Origin of the sequence: Blautia sp. Marseille-P3087 (assembly GCF_900120195.1) — a bacterium.
GTDB lineage: Bacteria > Bacillota > Clostridia > Lachnospirales > Lachnospiraceae > Blautia_A.
Window position 1 is genome coordinate 2849250 of record NZ_LT635539.1, and the last position, 18386, is coordinate 2867635.

Annotated in this window: 15 protein-coding genes; all 15 read left to right on the forward strand. The window is 42.5% G+C overall.

Features of this window, described 5'->3' with window-relative positions; all coding sequences use genetic code 11:
* Positions 1-21: 21 nt before the first annotated feature.
* The 15 genes from BQ7344_RS13610 to BQ7344_RS13680 all read left to right on the forward strand — a co-directional run bounded on the left by BQ7344_RS13610 (position 22) and on the right by BQ7344_RS13680 (position 18382).
* Positions 22-747: a ComF family protein gene (locus BQ7344_RS13610; RefSeq protein WP_072522973.1), complete on the forward strand. Its 726-nt coding sequence runs from the start codon at positions 22-24 to the stop codon at positions 745-747.
* A 140-nt stretch (positions 748-887) separates the two neighbouring features.
* Positions 888-1322, forward strand: a complete 435-nt coding sequence (locus BQ7344_RS13615) for a hypothetical protein (RefSeq protein ID WP_072522974.1) — start codon at positions 888-890, stop codon at positions 1320-1322.
* A complete protein-coding gene (locus tag BQ7344_RS13620) occupies positions 1319-2434 on the forward strand; it encodes a hypothetical protein (RefSeq protein ID WP_072522975.1) in 1116 nt (371 codons plus the stop codon). The genes BQ7344_RS13615 and BQ7344_RS13620 overlap by 4 nt, the downstream gene beginning before the upstream one ends.
* Positions 2435-2490: 56 nt before the next feature.
* A complete protein-coding gene (gene cdaA / locus BQ7344_RS13625) occupies positions 2491-3378 on the forward strand; it encodes a diadenylate cyclase CdaA (RefSeq protein ID WP_117943139.1) in 888 nt (295 codons plus the stop codon).
* On the forward strand, positions 3356-4636 hold the full coding sequence (locus BQ7344_RS13630; RefSeq protein WP_072522976.1) for a CdaR family protein: 1281 nt from the start codon (positions 3356-3358) through the stop codon (positions 4634-4636). The genes cdaA and BQ7344_RS13630 overlap by 23 nt, the downstream gene beginning before the upstream one ends.
* A gap of 13 nt (positions 4637-4649) precedes the next feature.
* Complete coding sequence (locus tag BQ7344_RS13635) at positions 4650-4913, forward strand: HPr family phosphocarrier protein (RefSeq protein WP_072522977.1); 264 nt, start codon at positions 4650-4652, stop codon at positions 4911-4913.
* 33 nt (positions 4914-4946) lie between these two features.
* Complete coding sequence (locus BQ7344_RS13640; protein ID WP_072522978.1) at positions 4947-7532, forward strand: L,D-transpeptidase family protein; 2586 nt, start codon at positions 4947-4949, stop codon at positions 7530-7532.
* A gap of 55 nt (positions 7533-7587) precedes the next feature.
* Positions 7588-8670, forward strand: coding sequence for a dTDP-glucose 4,6-dehydratase (gene rfbB / locus BQ7344_RS13645; protein ID WP_072522979.1), 1083 nt, complete (start codon positions 7588-7590; stop codon positions 8668-8670).
* Between the two features lie 199 nt (positions 8671-8869).
* Entirely contained in the window at positions 8870-10189 is a 1320-nt protein-coding gene (locus tag BQ7344_RS13650; protein WP_072522980.1) for a D-alanyl-D-alanine carboxypeptidase family protein, read from the forward strand.
* Between the two features lie 36 nt (positions 10190-10225).
* Positions 10226-11104 (forward strand): glucose-1-phosphate thymidylyltransferase RfbA, encoded by an 879-nt coding sequence (gene rfbA / locus BQ7344_RS13655; protein ID WP_072522981.1) that lies wholly within the window; start codon positions 10226-10228, stop codon positions 11102-11104.
* 1 nt (position 11105) lies between these two features.
* Entirely contained in the window at positions 11106-11675 is a 570-nt protein-coding gene (gene rfbC / locus BQ7344_RS13660) for a dTDP-4-dehydrorhamnose 3,5-epimerase (protein WP_015543311.1), read from the forward strand.
* On the forward strand, positions 11672-12478 hold the full coding sequence (locus tag BQ7344_RS13665; protein ID WP_072522982.1) for an ABC transporter permease: 807 nt from the start codon (positions 11672-11674) through the stop codon (positions 12476-12478). Before rfbC ends, BQ7344_RS13665 begins: the two co-directional genes overlap by 4 nt.
* 12 nt (positions 12479-12490) lie before the next feature.
* The gene (locus BQ7344_RS13670) at positions 12491-13750 is read left to right on the forward strand and encodes an ABC transporter ATP-binding protein (RefSeq protein WP_072522983.1); all 1260 of its coding nucleotides are present in this window, start codon (positions 12491-12493) and stop codon (positions 13748-13750) included.
* Positions 13750-15933 carry a class I SAM-dependent methyltransferase gene (locus BQ7344_RS13675; RefSeq protein ID WP_072522984.1) on the forward strand — a complete coding sequence of 728 codons (2184 nt, stop codon included), beginning with the start codon at positions 13750-13752 and terminating at the stop codon, positions 15931-15933. Before BQ7344_RS13670 ends, BQ7344_RS13675 begins: the two co-directional genes overlap by 1 nt.
* A 10-nt stretch (positions 15934-15943) precedes the next feature.
* On the forward strand, positions 15944-18382 hold the full coding sequence (locus BQ7344_RS13680) for a glycosyltransferase family 2 protein (RefSeq protein ID WP_072522985.1): 2439 nt from the start codon (positions 15944-15946) through the stop codon (positions 18380-18382).
* Positions 18383-18386: the final 4 nt, after the last annotated feature.

Below are 18386 nucleotides of genomic sequence, written 5' to 3' on the forward strand. Positions count from 1 at the left end.
CTGAATAAAAAAATAATAATTATGGGGATTTCAGAATGCCTCCAGAAAGGTAAAGTATTATTTCTGGAAGCACTGTATCCGTCGCGGTGTCCGGCATGTAACAAAATACTGCCGGGAAAAAAGGTTCATATCTGTCCGGAATGCAGAGGAAGCTTTCATCTGATAGAGGAACATTACTGTCTGAAATGCGGCAAACCTGTATCAGAGACAGAAGAATACTGCGCGGACTGTAAAAGCAGGAAGCGGGGATTTTGTCAGGGACGGGGCGTTTTTCTATACAATATGCAGATGAAACAGTCGCTTTTGCGATACAAATATTACGGCAGCCGGGAATATGGACAGTATTATGCAGAAGAAATCAGCAGATATGTCGGAACTCAGATAAAGCGCTGGAATCCGGACATTCTGGTACCTGTACCGATGACGTGTCGCAAGAAACGTATCAGAGGATTTAATCAGGCAGAAGATCTTGCGGAAAAAATCGGAGAACTTTTACAGATTCCGGTAGCTGCAGGGCTTGCTGTAAAGAAAAGAGAGACAAAATCTCAGAAAAAACTGAATGCAGCCGAGCGCATGAGAAATCTGAAGGATGCTTTTCAGATTACGGAATCCGTGAGGGGCCTTAGGATTCTGATAGTTGATGATGTCTATACGACCGGGAGCACGATTGAAACGCTTGCAGAATGTCTGAAAGAAAGTGGTGCCAGGGAAATTTATTTCGTTACTTTATGCATCGGACAGCTGTAGACTGGAGAAAAAACACTTTTCATGGTTGTGGATATATGTTACAATTAATCCAAATATGATTATTTCGTAACTGTTCAGTACTTTTTCTACTGAATAGTTATATTATTTAATTCAGAAATAGAGTTTATGAGGAGCAGAATATGATCAATGAAGAAAAGGTCAAGATAATGACAAAGCTTGCCATGTATGAGCAGGGCAAGGGCAGAAAATATCTTCCTGTCAGTCGATATTACAGAAGCGATTATATTGGTCTGGCACTGATTAAGAACTTTTTCCTTGTGACGATTGGATATGTGCTGATCGTGGCAGCTGTAGCTGTTTATTTTGGGGAATATCTTCTTGAAAACATTCATAAGATGAATCTGGTGGCACTTGGTGCTTATATTATTATCGGCTATCTGGTCGTTCTGATAGTTTATTCTGTTTTGACCTATATACAATATTCGGTCAAATATCACCGCGCAAAGAAGAGTGTCCGGGAGTACTATGGTCAGTTAACTTCACTGAGTAAAATTTACGCCAGGGAAGAAAGAAAAGCATCCGGCAAAGGAGCCGCAGGAGGGTATCGCAAATGACAGCATTACTGGAATTTAAACAAAAATTAAAAGGATTATATGCACAGTATGAAATATATCTGCTGCCTCTGCTGAAATTTATTCTTGCAGCGGTTTATTTTACATGGATCAATACCAATATGGGATATATGAAAGCACTGGACAGTATGTTTGTAGTTCTGATCCTCGCACTGATTTGTTGTATCCTTCCATCCGGTATGATGATCTTTACAGGTTTTGCACTGATGGTCGGACACAGTTATGCTCTTGGAATCGAAGTTGCAGGCTTTATGCTTGTGCTGATTCTGTTTATGCTGATTCTGTTTCTCCGTTTCAGCAGCGGCAGGAACCTGGTCCTTATTTTTGCACCGCTTGCTTTTGGATTTGATCTTCCGGCACTTCTTCCGGTTGGATGCGGCCTTTTGAGCAGTGCGGTTTCTGCGCTTCCGGCAGCTGGCGGCGTAATTATTTATTATTTCGTACGTTTTATCAGAGTACAGTCTCAGGTTCTGATGGGATCTGATCTTGATATGATGGGCAAGATTACACTTCTGGCTGATGGACTTATGAAAAACGGTGAGATGTGGCTGAATGTAATTGCATTTGTTGTAGTCGTTCTTGTAGTTAATCTGATCCGTACCCGCATGATGGATTATGCATGGCGGATCGCCATAGTAGCAGGTGGTGTGCTTTATATCGTGATCATGCTTGCAGGAAGTATGAGTTTTGGTGTCGAAGTTTCCATGGTATCTCTGATCATTTATACAGTAGTTGCAGTTTTGATCGGAATCATACTGGAATTCTTTGTTTTCGGTGGAGATTATACCAGAACAGAGCGGCTCGAATACGAAGACGATGAGTATTATTACTATGTAAAAGCTGTTCCGAAAGCACTGGTTGCTACTTCTGAGAGAAGCATCAAGAAGATTAACGGTGAGACAGACAGAGAAGAACGAAGAGTATCAGAGAAAACAGCGGACTATACAGCACCGCTTTTCCAGAAGGAAACAAAATCCGAGAATCGTTCTGCAAAGAGAAAACCTGTTCAGGAAGAATCTTCCGTTGTCGAAAAAGCTGACATTGATGATATTGATTTTGAGAAGAAGCTTGAGGAATCACTGAAGGATCTTTAAGCTCAGCCTGATTACGGCATTACATAAAAATCTGCAGCAAAAGGAGAAGAGAGTTTATGCGAAATATTACAGATATATTGGCAAGGTACTTATCAGATATCAATCTGCCGTCTGTCAGTATTATCGATGTAATTGAAATTATTCTGATCTCATTTTTTGTGTATCAGTTTATGGTATGGATCAAATTTACCCGTGCATATACTCTGCTTAAAGGTCTCCTTGTAATCGGTGCATTTCTGATCATAGCATATATTTTTAAGATGAATACGATCCTTTGGATCGTATCCCGTCTTGCCGGTGCATTGATCACGGCAATTGTTGTTATTTTTCAGCCAGAACTACGTAAGGTGGTTGAACAGCTTGGTCAGAAAAAAATCATGGCATCGATCCTTCCGTTTGATGCAGGAAAGGAAGTAAAGGAACGTTTTACAGACAAGACAGTCAATGAGCTGATCAAGGCATGTTATGATATGGCAGAGGTCAAGACCGGTGCACTGATCGTCATTGAGCAGGAGATCCGCCTGGACGAGTATATCAGAACCGGTATTAATGTCGATGCGATTCTGACAAGCCAGCTTCTGATCAACATTTTTGAGCACAACACGCCGCTTCATGATGGAGCGGTCATTGTAAGAGAAAACCGCATTGTGGCAGCTACCTGTTATCTGCCGCTTTCTGATAATATGGAACTCAGCAAACAGCTTGGAACAAGACACCGTGCCGGTGTGGGTATCAGTGAGGTAACAGATTCCGTTACGATCATTGTGTCAGAAGAAACCGGACAGGTATCTGTGGCGCAGGGAGGCAGACTGATCCGAAATATCAGCAGTACACAATTGCGGGAAGTTCTGGAAAAAGCGCAGAACAAAAAAGTTGTAGATAATAACCGATTCAGACAGTTATTGAAGGGCAGAGTGAAGCATGAAGAAAAAACTGGGAAATAATTTGGGTCTGAAAATTCTTTCTTTTGTGATTGCAATCCTGGTGTGGCTGCTTGTAGTAAACATAAACAATCCGATCGGAACGAAATCTTTTGTTATATCGGACGTGCAGCTTTTGAATGAAGCGTATATAGATGCCGATGGTAAGATGTGTATGCAGGATGAAGAGCAGGTTCCGATTCGTGTAACGATCAAGGCACAGAGAAAAATTCTTGACAAAATATCGGTGAATAACATTCGGGCAGTGGCAGATCTTCAGCAGGCGGTCAGTCTGAACACAGATCCGGTAATGGTTCCGATCACAGTATTATGTGACCATATTATGCAGGATAATATAGAAGTCAGTCCTCAGAATCTGAGCCTTCATCTGGAGGATAAGGATACACAGGAATTTGTAGTTAATGTTACAACAGATAATACAAAGCCTGACAGAGGGTATGAGATAGGAACGCTAACTTCCAATCCGGAGAAAATCAAGATTACAGGTCCGACGTCTCTGATTAATAAAATAGATAAAGTAAATGCGTCTATTGATGTAGATGGAGCAACAGAAGATATCACTACAGAAAAAGATGTCAAGATTATAGATAAAAATGGTGAAGAATTTACGGATTCAGATATGGGCTACCTGAATGTTTCAAGGGTATATGTAACTGCAAAACTCTGGAAAGTACAGGCAAACGTCAAAATCAAAGCAGGTTACAGCGGTTCTCCGAAATCCGGTTATCAGGTGGAAAGTGTAAGTACCACACCGAATGTGATAAGTGTTGCCGGAAGCGAAGAGGCACTTGCTACTTTGAAAGATCAGAATAATACGATCACAATTCCTGACTATGTAGCGGACATTTCTGACAGGGACAGTGATTTCGAAGAGAAGATCAATATTTCAGATTATCTTCCGGATGGTCTGAAACTGACCAGTGATTCCAGCGAAGATGTATTTGTAAGGGTAAATGTACTGCCGATGGGAAGCAGTGTATGCGAAGTACCTACGAAAAATATCGTGGTGAATCATGCACCGGATGGTATGCAGGTATCTTTTGATACAGCTAATATAGAAGTTCGTGTCCAGAAGACGGACAGTTCACTTGATGATCTTACAGAAGATCAGATAAAAGCATCCATAGATTTGAGTGATGTAGGAGAAGGCAGTCATGAGGTGCCGGTAAGCATTGAAATCCCGGATGGATATGAACTTGTAGATGATGTGACAACGGGCGTGGAGGTCTCTGTGATTTCCACAGCCGAAGAAAACAACTGACAGGAGACAACAGATGGTCAATCAGAAAATTATGATCAATAATCCGTCGGGTTTGCATTTACGACCAGCCGGAAATTTGTGTAATGAAGCAATGAAATATCAATCTGCAATCACATTTGAATATGATGGTGGAACTGCAAATGCAAAAAGCGTTCTGAGTGTTCTGGGTGCCTGTATAAAATGTGGTGATGAGATTGAACTGATCTGCGATGGAGCAGATGAGCAGGAAGCAATGAAAGCTTTGACTGATGCAATCAGCGGAGGTCTTGGTGAATAGATTTTTAACAAAAGGGAAATAGGAGGAGTAGTTGTGAAGAAACGAATTGTGGCAATAATGTTGAGCTTGACAATGTGTTTGTCTATGGCAGCGGAGGCGAGTGCGGCCAGCGAGGCTGAGTTTGCTGCTGAGGCAGATGCTTCCGACGTGGCAGTGATTGATGACGCAGAAGCTGAAAGTCCCTCGGACAATACAGCTGATGTTGATTCTGAAGAAGCTGCGTCCGATGATGTGCAGATCGACATGGGGGCAGATGAGGATGCGAATGCGGATGCCGTTGATATAACAGATGAGACGGAGCCGGATTTTGATGCATTCAGTGCAGAAGGTGAAGAAACTGAAAATTCGTTTGAAGAGCAGGATGTGACTGCTTGCACAGAAGATACTGCAGTTCAGACGTTAAATGAAGTGGTAAAAGATAATGAAGCTTCCCTTTTATATACTCGGTGGAAATTTGAAAACGGTAAATGGAAACTGGAAAAACCTGTTTCTGTAAATCCTGCCGTACAGACAGCAGAGACTTCTGAAGTAGATGCGGTAACAGATGAAAATGCAGTAGAAGATGAGGCTTTTTTAGTTGATGAAGATACGCAGGACATTCAGAACGAAGAGACAGCAGATGCTTCAGAAGAAGATATAACAGAAGATACTATTGATGTACAGGATATGCCGGAAACAGCAGAACAGAAAGAAACTGCCGAAGATGTGCAGGATGGAGAGACAGCAGAACAGACAGCTTCCGACTATTTTACCGATAAAGATGGCATCGTTAAAGTTACTGCACTGAAAGACAATGGTGATGAGATTTGTACAGGGTATTATGCATTTGATGAAAATGGTTATATGCTCACCGGAAGAAGTAAAGTGTCAAATGATTACTACTACTTCAAAACGGTTAATGAGGTAAAAGTTACCGGTGATCTTGATACAGATCAGATAACACCTTACAACTCTAAACTGGGTCAGAGAATTATCAAGACATGGACATGGAATACCGCAGATAAGGCATTTAATTATTATGGAGATGCCGGTAAACAGACAGAAATCGCCGCAAATAAAATCTATACAATTAATAAACAATCCTATTTTCTGCTTGACGGTGGTAAACCTTATGTAGGTATGCGCACAGTCAATAAAGCGGTCTATTACTTCCGCAAAGCATCTAATGCAGAGGTTGTTCCTGGCAAAATGGTGCGTAATGCGTGGGCAAGTGCAACTGATAAAAAGGGCACGATGTGGCGTTATTTCGGTTCTGACGGACGTTATCAGAAAAAGGGAACCGGAGCATACAAAGTTTTGTCAAACAGCAGTAATTCATACCTTCTTGACGCGAATGGATATCTTATTAAGGGTAAGATGGTAAAGGCTGCTAATAATTACTATTACTTATCAAATAAATATGGTGTCGTATACAAAAATAGACTTGTTAAATACGGAAACCGCAGATATTACTTTGTAAGTGACGGAAGACGTGGAACATGGAGAAACCGTTGGATAAAATGTCCAGGTGCCGGAAACAGATACTATTATTTCGGAAGAACAGCCGGCTGTGTTGATGAGAAACATGGTATTCAGAAGGTTACAGTAAATGGTAAATTTATGGGCTGGTACTATTTCTCAAGCAACGGTAACATACTTTTTGACAGATGGGTCAGTGACAGATACTACAAAGCAGATGGTTCCATGGCAAGTGGTGTCACAAAGATTGGAAACAAATATTACTTCTTCCAGAGATCCAGCGAAACGGCATACAGAGGTAAGGTTTATAAGAGTCAGTGGATTAAATTTAATAACAAGTATTACTGCGCATCCAGCAGCGGTGCACTTTATGTGAATGGCTGGAGAAGAATCAGCTGTGGTGGACAGAAATATTATTTCTATTTCAAAAATTGTGTAGCACTGACCAACCGGAGAATCAAACGTGGTGATACGTATGGTACACTGGATGAAAGAGGACGTTTCATCGAAGCAGGATGGGTTGTGGTAAACAGCTCCAGAAATCTTGTTCGTTATATGGATCCAAAGACAGGAAAATATGTGTTTAATACTGTAAAAGTAATCAATGGTATCCAGTATCGTTTTGATAAAAGAGGCTACAGAATTAACGACAGAACAGGCGAGATCAGACGCAGCAAATATTATCTGAGCTGTGATCGTGTCAATGGTGTTATGACTGTATATGCAAACAGGGATCGCACGATTCCGATCAAGACTATCCGTGTTTCTGTAGGTAACCCGGGCACCCCGACACCAAAAGGAACCTATTCGATTAAGAGAGCAGGCAGATGGCAGCCGCTGATGGGACCGTCATGGGGACAGTACGGATCATGGGTTGTTGGTGGCATTTACGTTCACTCTGTTGCATGCAGTGAGATGAATGACCATAATCTTCCGGTTGGAGAATATCTGAAACTTGGAAATCCGGCATCTCATGGATGTATCCGCTGCTGCGTAGCAGATGCAAAATGGGTATATGATAACTGCAATGGTTCTGAAATCACAATTTTTGATGGTGTATATCAGTCCAATGAAGCAAGAAAGGGACCTCTCGGAAGAAAAGCACTTACCCCACTTCGTGGTTCTAAGAACTTCGATCCGACTGATCCGGCATATAATTAATAAAATAAAATGCGCTCTCCCCGAAGGAGAGCGCTTTTCAGGAGGAAAAGAAAATATGAGAACATACCTTGTAACCGGTGGAGCAGGATTTATCGGATCCAACTATATTCATTACATGTTCCAGAAATATGACAACGAGATCCGCATCATTAATGTAGATAAGCTGACATACGCAGGAAATCTTGAGAATCTCAAGGATATCGAAAATCGCGACAACTACACTTTCGTAAAAGCAGATATCTGTGACAGTGAAGCAATCATGAAGATTTTTGATGAAAATGATATCGACCGTGTTGTTCACTTTGCGGCAGAGAGTCATGTAGACAGAAGTATTCGCAATCCTGAGGTATTTGTAAAGACAAATGTACTTGGTACACTGGTTATGCTGAATGCTGCAAAATCTGCATGGGAACTTCCTGACGGAACTTTCAAGCCGGACAAAAAATTCCTGCATGTTTCTACAGATGAAGTATATGGTTCCCTTGAGGAAGACGGTGGCTTCTTCTATGAGACTACTCCATATGATCCACACAGCCCGTACTCTGCAAGCAAGGCATCTTCCGATATGCTGGTAAAATCCTATATGGATACTTACAAATTCCCGGCAAACATTACAAACTGCAGCAATAACTATGGACCGTACCAGTTTCCGGAAAAACTGATTCCGCTGATCATCAACAATGCACTTCAGGGAAAGAAACTTCCGGTATATGGTGATGGTAAGAATGTACGTGACTGGTTGTATGTAATGGATCATGCAAAAGGAATTGACATGGTGCAGGAAAAAGGCCGTCTGTTTGAGACCTACAACATTGGCGGACACAATGAAAAGCAGAACATTCAGATCATCCATATTATTCTGGATACATTACAGGAAATGCTTCCGGATGATGACCCGCGTAAAGCTCTTGTAAGTGAGAAGCTGATCACATATGTAGAGGATCGTAAAGGGCATGACCGTCGTTATGCAATTGCACCGGATAAGATCAAAGAAGAAGTTGGCTGGTATCCGGAGACATGTTTTGAAGATGGTATTCGCCTGACAATTCAGTGGTTCTTCGAGCATGAAGACTGGATGAAGAATGTCACCAGCGGCGACTATCAGAAATATTATGAGGAAATGTACAAAACCAAATAGTCATCTTTTATAGAGATTAAGATGCTGTAATTCCCGGGTTTAACAAGGAATTACAGCATTTTTTCTTTCAGAAGATAAGGAGGAAGACTATTTTGGCGAAAATAGGCATTGAATTTACTCTATGATTGTGCGAAAATAATATGAGATATGTCTTGCGTTAGAAGAGACTTGAATTTAGTTTAATAGTGGAGGTACACAGATGAATAAAGGAATATACCGGATTGCGGCAGGAGTAGGTGCTGTGGTGATTCTGGTGTCTTCTTGTACGGTACAGGCTTCTATGGTAACGACCAATGGCACACCGGCAGCGGTTGCTACAGATAGTATAGTGAACTGGCCGGCAGCTCCGGCTGTAACTTCCGAGACAGCTGTTCTGATGGATGCAGATACAGGAGCAATTTTGTATGATAAAGGAATGGATGAATATCGTTATCCTGCAAGTACAACAAAACTCATGACGCTTCTTGTTGCAATCGAAAACAGCTCACCGAAGGATATTGTGACGTTTACGGAAACAGGAGTTCGCGATGTGACCTGGGACAGCAGCAACATCAATGCACAGCTTGGTGAGTCCATGACTATGAAGGACTGCTGGTTCGCCGCATATATTAAGTCTGCAAATGAGGTTTGTGCGCAGATTGCAGAATACGTCGGTGGTACAGAAGCAAACTTTGTGGATATGATGAACCAGAAAGCCAGGCAGCTTGGATGTACGCATACTCATTTTGTCAATGCCAGTGGTCTTCCAGACGAAAATCATTATTCCTGTGCCGAGGATCTTGCGAAGATCATGCGAGCCGGTCTTAAGAATGCCAGATTCCGCAAAGTTCTGGAAACAGTGAACTATACAATTCCGGCAACAAACTTAAGTGCTGCGAGACCAATGCATACTCACGTACCACTTCTGGCAAAAGAGTCCAGCCTGTATTATGAAGGCTGTATTGGTGGAAAGACAGGATTTTCCACAGAAGCACAGAACTGTCTTGCTACGGTTGCAGAGCGAAACGGAAGAACTTATATCGTAGTAACTATGCGTGATGCAGATCTTGGTATCAACTGTGCGGACAGTACAGTATTGTTTGATTATGCATTTAACAGTTTTGACAGCATTGAAGTTGATGGAAAGGCAATGACAGTACCGAAAGGTGTGACGGTCGCTGATCTTACGATGAAAAGCAAAGAAAAGGGAACGAGAACACTAAATCAGTACTATTATCAGGGGCAGTTTGTAGGTTATGTGACTGTAGAAGATACACCGACTCCGAAACCGGTGCAGGAAGCGAAGGAGACGACGGTACCGGAAAGTTCAGAAACAGAAAGCACATCAACAACAGTACAGACAGACGAAACCGATACAAATGACACTGCAGTATCTGAGCAAAAATCTGTTCAGGATCAGATCAGTGAAATGCACACAGAAGGACTTTCTTCAACTGTAAAGATGCTTCTGATCATTGGTGGTGCAATGATCATTGTCCTGATCGGACTTCTGATCGCACTCCATTTTAAAAACAGTTAACAGACAAAAATAAATAAAGAAAAAAGGAGAAACCTTATGAAGGGAATTATCTTAGCAGGTGGTTCAGGAACCAGATTATATCCGTTAACAAAAGCTATTTCAAAACAGATCATGCCGGTCTATGACAAGCCGATGATCTATTATCCGTTATCAACTCTGATGCTTTCAGGAATCCGCGAGATCCTGATTATTTCCACACCAAGAGATCTTCCGGTCTTCCGTGACCTTCTCGGAGACGGAAGTCAGCTTGGCATGCGCTTTGAATATGCAGTTCAGGAGCAGCCGAGAGGACTTGCAGATGCATTTATCATTGGTGAAGAATTTATCGGAAACGATGCTGTTGCACTTGTACTTGGCGACAATATCTTCTATGGTCAGAGCTTTTCAAGAGTATTGCAGAATGCTTACAAACGTACCGAAGAAGAAAAAGGTGCAACTATTTTTGGCTATTATGTAAGAGATCCTCGTGAATATGGTGTGGTAGAATTCGACGAAAATGGCAGGGCTCTTTCTATCGAAGAAAAACCGGAGCATCCGAAGTCAAACTATGCAGTTCCGGGTCTGTATTTCTATGACAATGATGTTGTTGAAATTGCTAAAAATGTTAAACCATCTGCACGTGGCGAGATTGAGATTACAAGCATTAACAACGAATACCTCAACAGAGGTACACTGAAGGTTGAGACACTTGGCCGTGGATTTGCATGGCTGGATACCGGAAACCATGATTCTCTTCTTGATGCGGCAGATTTTGTAGCCGCATTCCAGAAACGTCAGGGACTCTATATTTCCTGTATTGAAGAGATTGCATACAAACGTGGATTTATTACAAAAGAACAGCTTGTAGAACTGGCACAGCCACTTCTCAAGACAGCTTACGGTAAATATCTGATAGAAGTAGCGGAGGGATTATAAAATGGGTAAGATCACAGTAGAAACCTGTCATATCGAAGGACTGAAAGTAATTACACCAACTGTATTCGGGGATGAGCGTGGTTACTTTATGGAAACATATAACTATAACGATTACAAAGCAGCAGGAATCGACATGGAGTTTGTACAGGATAATCAGTCAAGCTCCCGTAAGGGTGTACTGCGTGGACTTCATTTCCAGATCAACTATCCGCAGGATAAACTGGTGCGTGTAGTGAGCGGCGAAGTTTTTGATGTTGCTGTTGACCTGCGCGAAGGTTCTGCAACTTATGGACAGTGGTATGGTGTGCTTCTGTCAGCAGAAAACAAAAAGCAGTTTTTTATTCCGAAAAACTTTGCACATGGATTCGTAGTGCTTTCTGATACAGCGGAATTTGCATACAAGTGTACAGATTTCTATCATCCGAACGATGAAGGCGGTCTGGCATACAATGACCCGGATATTGGTGTAGAATGGCCGATCCCGGAAGGTATGGAACTGATTCTTTCTGACAAAGACCAGAAATGGGGAAGCTTCAAAGAGTACACTGCCAACAGGAGTAAAAAAGATTGAAAAACGAGACATGGCTGCCGGGAGAGATCTACAAAAACAGAAAGTTAGTCTTTTCTCTGGCAAAAAATGACTTTAAAACAAAATATGCCGGTTCTTATTTCGGAACAATCTGGGCGTTTATTCAGCCAATCGTAACGATCTGCGTATACTGGTTTGTATTCGGACTTGCACTTCGCAATGGCTCAGACAAGGGAGTCCCTTTTGTTTTGTGGCTGATCGCGGGACTGATTCCATGGTTTTTCTTTCAGGAAGGACTGATTGGAGGAACGAATGCACTTCTCGAATACAATTATCTGGTCAAAAAAGTTGTATTCAACATCCGGATCCTTCCGGTTGTGAAAGTATTTTCAGCGGTTTTTGTACATGCATTTTTTATCATTATCGTACTGCTGATCTATACTTTTATGGGATATCCACCGAGTCTGTATGCGATACAGCTTCTGTATTATAGCTTTTGCATTTTTATGCTGATCCTTGCAGTGACTTATCTGACGAGTGCAGCGGTTGTATTTTTCCGTGATCTGAGTCAGATTATCAACATCGGACTTCAGGTAGGGGTGTGGGTGACACCGATCATGTGGGATTTCAATGACCTAGGACTGGGCGGCATCCTTGCAAAAATACTGAAACTGAATCCGGTCTTTTATATTGTACAGGGATATCGTGATTCTCTGATTAACAAGGTGGCAATCTGGCAGCATCCGGTACTTACCCTTTATTTCTGGGTATTTACGATTGCCGTATTTTTCCTTGGAACCAGATTGTTTAAAAAACTTCAGGTACATTTTGCAGATGTACTGTAAACGGAGAGTAGAATGAGTGAATTTGCAATTGAAGTAAAGCATCTGGACAAGATGTATAAACTATACAACAAGCCTTCAGACCGACTGCGTGAAGCGCTTGGATTTAAAGTTCCCGTGAGAGAGCATTATGCTCTCCGGGATGTAAATTTCGAAGTAAAAAGAGGAGAGACGGTGGGAATTATCGGAACGAACGGTTCCGGTAAATCCACGATCCTCAAGATCATCACAGGTGTGTTGAATCCCACCGCAGGTGAAGTGAAAGTTGATGGAAGAATTTCCGCACTGCTTGAACTTGGCGCCGGATTTAATATGGAATATACGGGAATTGAGAACGTATATCTCAACGGTACGATGATGGGATTTTCAAAAGAAGAAATTGATGCCAGACTACAGGATATTCTGGATTTTGCAGACATCGGCGATTTTGTACATCAGCCGGTCAAGGCATATTCCAGTGGTATGTTCGTTCGTCTGGCTTTTGCTGTTGCGATCAACATTGACCCGGAGATACTGATAGTCGATGAAGCGCTTTCTGTCGGTGACGTGTTCTTCCAGGCAAAATGTTATCGTAAATTCGAAGAATTTAAAGATATGGGAAGAACCATTCTCTTTGTAAGCCACGATCTCAGCAGTATTTCCAGATACTGTGACCGTGTAGTCCTTCTCAATAAAGGTGTAAAGCTGGCGGAAGGTTCTCCGAAGAAGATGGTTGATATGTACAAACAGCTTCTGGTTGGACAGGACCCGGCGAAAGAAGCAGCCGAAAACGAAAAGAAAAAGCGTGAAAGCTGGAATGAGAAATTCCAGGTCAATCCGAATATGCTTGAATATGGCAGCAAGCTGGCAGAGATCACGGATTTTGTCGTGATGGATGAAAAGGGCAACTATACCAACACTATCGACAAAGGATCTACTTTTACGATCAAGATGCGTGTGAAATTCCATGAGAACATTCAGGAGCCGATCATGGCATATACTTTCAAGGATATCCGTGGAACAGAGATTACCGGAACGAATACCATGTTTGAGAAAATGCACGTAGAGCATTCTGACGCCGGGGATGTGTGTACTGTAACCTTCACACAGGACATGTTTCTGCAGGGTGGAGAATATCTGCTTTCTTTCGGATGTACCGGCTACAAAGACGGTGATTTTACGGTATTTCACAGACTGTATGATGCATGTAATATCACGGTTATCTCAACGCAGAATACCGTTGGTTTTTATGATATGAATTCAAAAGTAGAAATCTACTGTGGAGATGAGGATTAATGGAAAAAATCGGACAGGTTCTTCTGGATGACACACTTTATCCGGGCAAAGATTTATATACAGATGGTGCAATTGAAGACGAGATGCTGGAGATCGCGCGAAATTACCGTGAGGAAGAATGGAATCAGGTGATCGCGGAGCGTGCAAGCTGGCCGATTCTTTATCATTTTTCTCATATCAGGGAAAATATTCTGGGCTGGCTTCCGTTTACCGGAGAAGAAAATGTTCTCGAAATCGGTTCCGGATGCGGTGCGGTTACCGGTGCCCTCTGTAAGAAGGCAAAGCAGGTGACTTGTATCGAGCTTTCGAGGAAACGCAGTCAGATCAACGCGTGGAGACACCGCGACTGTGACAATTTGAAAATTCTGATGGGAAATTTTCAGGATGTCGAGAAAACACTTACAGAAAAATATGATTACATTACCCTGATTGGGGTTTTTGAATATGGAGAAGCATACATTCAGAGTGAGACGCCATATGTGGATTTCTTAAAAATTATTTCAAAGCATCTGAAACCGAATGGAAAGATCGTGCTTGCAATCGAGAACCGTCTGGGGCTTAAATACTGGGCAGGATGCACTGAGGATCATTTCGGTACACTTTTTGAAGGGCTGGAAGGCTATCCGACCACCAAAGGTGTTAAAACTTTTTCCAGAAAAGAATTCTTGCAGATTCTTTCAGATGCCGGAAATCTGCATGCAGAATGGTATTATCCATTCCCGGATTATAAGCTTCCAATGACCGTTTATTCAGACAGACGGCTTCCGCTGAAAGGTGAGCTGAATCGTCTGGAGACGAACTATGACAGACTTCGTCTGCAGCTATTTCAGGAATCTTCAGTATATGATACATTGCTTGCAAATGAGATGTACCCGGATTTTGCCAATTCGTTCCTGCTTCTGATCAGTAAGGAAAAAATGGAGACCGGTACAGTTTATGCGAAGTTTTCAAATGAGCGTGCACCGAAGTTTTCCATCATCACGGAAATCTGTGAGAATAATAAGAAAGAAAAAGTTGTGCGCAAGGTTCCGGCAGATACCAGGGCTGAAGCACATGTAAGGAATCTTACGAAAATCGAGGAAGAACTTTCCGGTTTCTATGGCAGGGAAGGTTTGAAATTGAATTCCTGCAGGACAGAAGCTGATGGAGTTGCACTGGAATACTTAAGTGGTGAGACACTGGAAGCATGTCTGGACAGCCTGCTTGAGCGGGGCAGGAATGAAGAACTGGAAAAACTTCTTTTTACTTATATTGATAAAGTACGCCGTATTCATTCAGGGGAGATATTCTTTAAGACACCGGAATTTATCGAGGTGTTTGGAGATGTTCCGCTGGAGAAAAATTATCGTTGCAGCGGTATATCCAATATCGATCTGGTTCCGGCAAATATTCTGCTTCAGGATTCTGAAGTATCGGTGATCGATTATGAATGGACATTTCGTTTCCCGGTTCCGTGCAACTTCATTCTCTATCGAATGATTCATTATTATCTGGAGAGCGATGGCAAGCGTGCAGTATTGCGTGAGTTTGATTTTTATAAAAAAGCCGGAATTTCAGAGGAAGAACTGGAAATTTATGCGGAGATGGAGCGTAATTTCCAGAAGTATATGGAAGGAAAACATGTACCGCTTCGTTCCATGTACGATGAGGTTTCACCGGGCAAGGTGGATGTGCCGGCATATTATGAGAGAATCCGTGCAGCGTTTGCACTGAGAAGGCTGCAGGTATTTTATGACAGAGGCAGTGATTTTTCGGAAGCGGATTCTGATGTTTATCCGATGGCAGGATCCGGGCTGGATCTTTGTATTGCTGTTCCGGGCGATGTACGCAGACTGCGTCTTGATCCGGGTGAGGCAGCCGGCGGACTGATTCTTAAGAAACTGACATTTGAAAACGGAAAAGAAGCTGTTTTTACTTCAAATGGGTTCCCGATGGGAGCGGACAGATATTATTTTGGAGGTGGAGATCCGCAGTTTGTTCTTGAAAATCTGCCGGAAAATGCAGGAAAACTTCACATAGAGATTGAAGTGATGAAAGAAACAGAAGCACAGGATGCATTCTGGAAGAGCTTTTCGAGGATTGCTTCTGAAAAAGATCAGGAGATACAGAGACTGCACCGCCAGATTCATGAAATGGAAAATACAAAGGCATGGAAACTGTACCGGAGTATTAAAAAGAAATAGGGGATTATTTATGGACAAACTTTGTTTCAGCATTGATGAAGAACGATATGATGACAGACATGGACATGTGCTGAGCCTTGTAGGCTGGTATATGCATACTGATAAAAAGAAATGCAGTTTTCAGCTGATTGGTGACGGGTATGAAGTGCTCGATATACCGGAAGTGGAGCGGTATGACCGACCGGATGTGGCGCAGGCTCTGGAAGTGGAGACAGAAGGCTTTCTTCCGGGATTTACAGTTACGATTCCGGAGGTCCTGAAACTTCGCCAGAAGTATGACATACTGGAACTTCTTTTGCTGGACGGAGAAGAAAAAACTGTGATCTGGGAGCATACAGGTGATGAACTGGATGAACTGGTCAAAGACAAACTGGTCGAGTTCCATATTGACCGTGTCGAAGTCCTCTATGGGCTGATGCTTGAGATTCAGGGATGGACAACAGACCAGAGAGGTGAAGTTGAAGTAACTGTTCATAAAGAAAATGCAGAACTTCTCGACTGTAAGATCACGAGAGGCCGCAGGCCGGACGTTGTAGAGCGACGCCATCTGGACGACGATTACAAGAATCAGGAGATCGGTTTCAGCATTTCCGCAGCGTTTCTTGAAATCCCGGGAAACAGGATAGTGCTTCATTTCTGCGGTGATTCTACAACCAAAACATATGAGATTGATATAAAAGCTCTTCGCAGGGAACAGAAGGAAAAAGAGAAAGCAAAAGGCTTCTGGGGACGTCTTTTCCACAAAGACAAAAACGGGGAGCACAAAGAAGATTATGAAGAATGGTTTGAGCGTCATAAAGCGGACAGAAAGACTCTTCGCAGACAGCGTCATGAACATTTTGAGCAGAATCCTCTGATCAGCATTGTGATTCCTCTGTACTGTACACCGACTCCGTATCTGAAGGAACTGATCGATTCTGTGCGTTCGCAGACTTACACAAACTGGCAGCTCTGCCTGGCGGATGGAAGCCCTGATCAGAAAGTCGAAGAATACGTTCAGAAGCGTTATGGTAAAGATAAGAGAATCCTTTATAAGCATCTAGAGGGTAATGGTGGGATTTCCGTCAATACAAACAAAGCAATCGAGATGGCGACCGGTGAATATCTGATGCTGAGTGATCATGATGATACACTGGAACCGGATGCTCTGTATGAAATTGTCAGGGCAATAAATGATCATCAGGGACCGGAGATCATTTATACAGATGAAGATAAACTGAGTATGGATGGGGAATTCTATTTTGAACCTCATTTCAAATCAGACTATAATCTGTTCCGTTTAAGGGACAATAATTATATCTGTCATATTTTTGTTGTAAAAAAAGCACTGGTCAACCAGGTGGGAGGCCTCAGACCGGAGTTTGACGGTTCGCAGGATTACGATTTTATACTGCGCTGCTGTGAGCAGGCAAAACAGGTGATTCATATTCCGAAGGTGCTGTATCACTGGAGGTGTCATATGAATTCTGTTGCGGCAAATCCGGAGAGCAAGACGTACGCATATGAAGCAGGATGCCGTGCGATTCAGGAACATTACCGCAGAGTTGGTATCGAGGCAGAGGTAGAAATGACGAAACATCCGGGCTGGTATCGAAGTCATGTAAAGATTCAGGGCGAGCCGCTTGTGTCGATCATTATTCCGAATAAAGACCATATTGATGATCTTGAGAAATGTCTTTCTTCCATTTATGAGAAATCTACATGGAAGAATTATGAAATTCTGGTAGTCGAAAACAACAGCGAAGAGCAGGAGACTTTTGATTACTACAAAAACCTTTCCTGGCGCTACCCGAAAGCACGGGTACTTACGTGGGAAGATGGATTTAATTATTCTGCAATCAACAATTTCGCTGTAAAAGAAGCAAAAGGAAGCTACCTGCTGTTTCTGAATAATGATGTGGAAGTGATCAGTCCGGGCTGGATCGAGGAGATGCTGATGATCTGTCAGCAGCCGGATGTTTCAATCGTCGGAGCGAAACTTTACTATCCGGATAACCTGATCCAGCATGCAGGAGTTGTACTTGGCATGGGCGGAATTGCAGGCCATATTATGTGCATGGCATCCTGCGAAGATAAAGGATATTTCGGAAGGGCAGTAAATGTACAGGAAATCAGCGCCGTAACTGCGGCCTGCATGCTTATGAAAGCAGAAGATTTCCAGGCAGTAGGTGGATTTGATGAAGAGTTTGTTGTTGCCTTTAATGACATTGATCTTTGCATGAAGGCGCGTGCAGCAGGCAAAAAAGTCGTATTTACACCATATGCGGAGCTTTATCACTACGAATCCAAGTCAAGGGGAATGGAAGATACTCCGGAGAAGCAGTTCCGTTTCGAAAAAGAAACGAAGCGCTTCGAGGAAAAATGGGGTGATGAGATGGCGAAGGGAGACCCTTATTACAATCCGAATCTGTCACTGAAAGAAGCAGACTGTTCCCTGAGAGAAGACTGAGAAA

Excerpts from the sequence above, each read along its gene's own strand:
- BQ7344_RS13610 (WP_072522973.1), top strand. The coding sequence starts at position 22 with ATGGGGATTTCAGAATGCCTCCAGAAAGGTAAAGTATTATTTCTGGAA.
- BQ7344_RS13615 (WP_072522974.1), top strand. The coding sequence starts at position 888 with ATGATCAATGAAGAAAAGGTCAAGATAATGACAAAGCTTGCCATGTAT.
- BQ7344_RS13620 (WP_072522975.1), top strand. The coding sequence starts at position 1,319 with ATGACAGCATTACTGGAATTTAAACAAAAATTAAAAGGATTATATGCA.
- cdaA (WP_117943139.1), top strand. The coding sequence starts at position 2,491 with ATGCGAAATATTACAGATATATTGGCAAGGTACTTATCAGATATCAAT.
- BQ7344_RS13630 (WP_072522976.1), top strand. The coding sequence starts at position 3,356 with ATGAAGAAAAAACTGGGAAATAATTTGGGTCTGAAAATTCTTTCTTTT.
- BQ7344_RS13635 (WP_072522977.1), top strand. The coding sequence starts at position 4,650 with ATGGTCAATCAGAAAATTATGATCAATAATCCGTCGGGTTTGCATTTA.
- rfbB (WP_072522979.1), top strand. The coding sequence starts at position 7,588 with ATGAGAACATACCTTGTAACCGGTGGAGCAGGATTTATCGGATCCAAC.
- BQ7344_RS13650 (WP_072522980.1), top strand. The coding sequence starts at position 8,870 with ATGAATAAAGGAATATACCGGATTGCGGCAGGAGTAGGTGCTGTGGTG.
- rfbA (WP_072522981.1), top strand. The coding sequence starts at position 10,226 with ATGAAGGGAATTATCTTAGCAGGTGGTTCAGGAACCAGATTATATCCG.
- rfbC (WP_015543311.1), top strand. The coding sequence starts at position 11,106 with ATGGGTAAGATCACAGTAGAAACCTGTCATATCGAAGGACTGAAAGTA.
- BQ7344_RS13670 (WP_072522983.1), top strand. The coding sequence starts at position 12,491 with ATGAGTGAATTTGCAATTGAAGTAAAGCATCTGGACAAGATGTATAAA.
- BQ7344_RS13675 (WP_072522984.1), top strand. The coding sequence starts at position 13,750 with ATGGAAAAAATCGGACAGGTTCTTCTGGATGACACACTTTATCCGGGC.
- BQ7344_RS13680 (WP_072522985.1), top strand. The coding sequence starts at position 15,944 with ATGGACAAACTTTGTTTCAGCATTGATGAAGAACGATATGATGACAGA.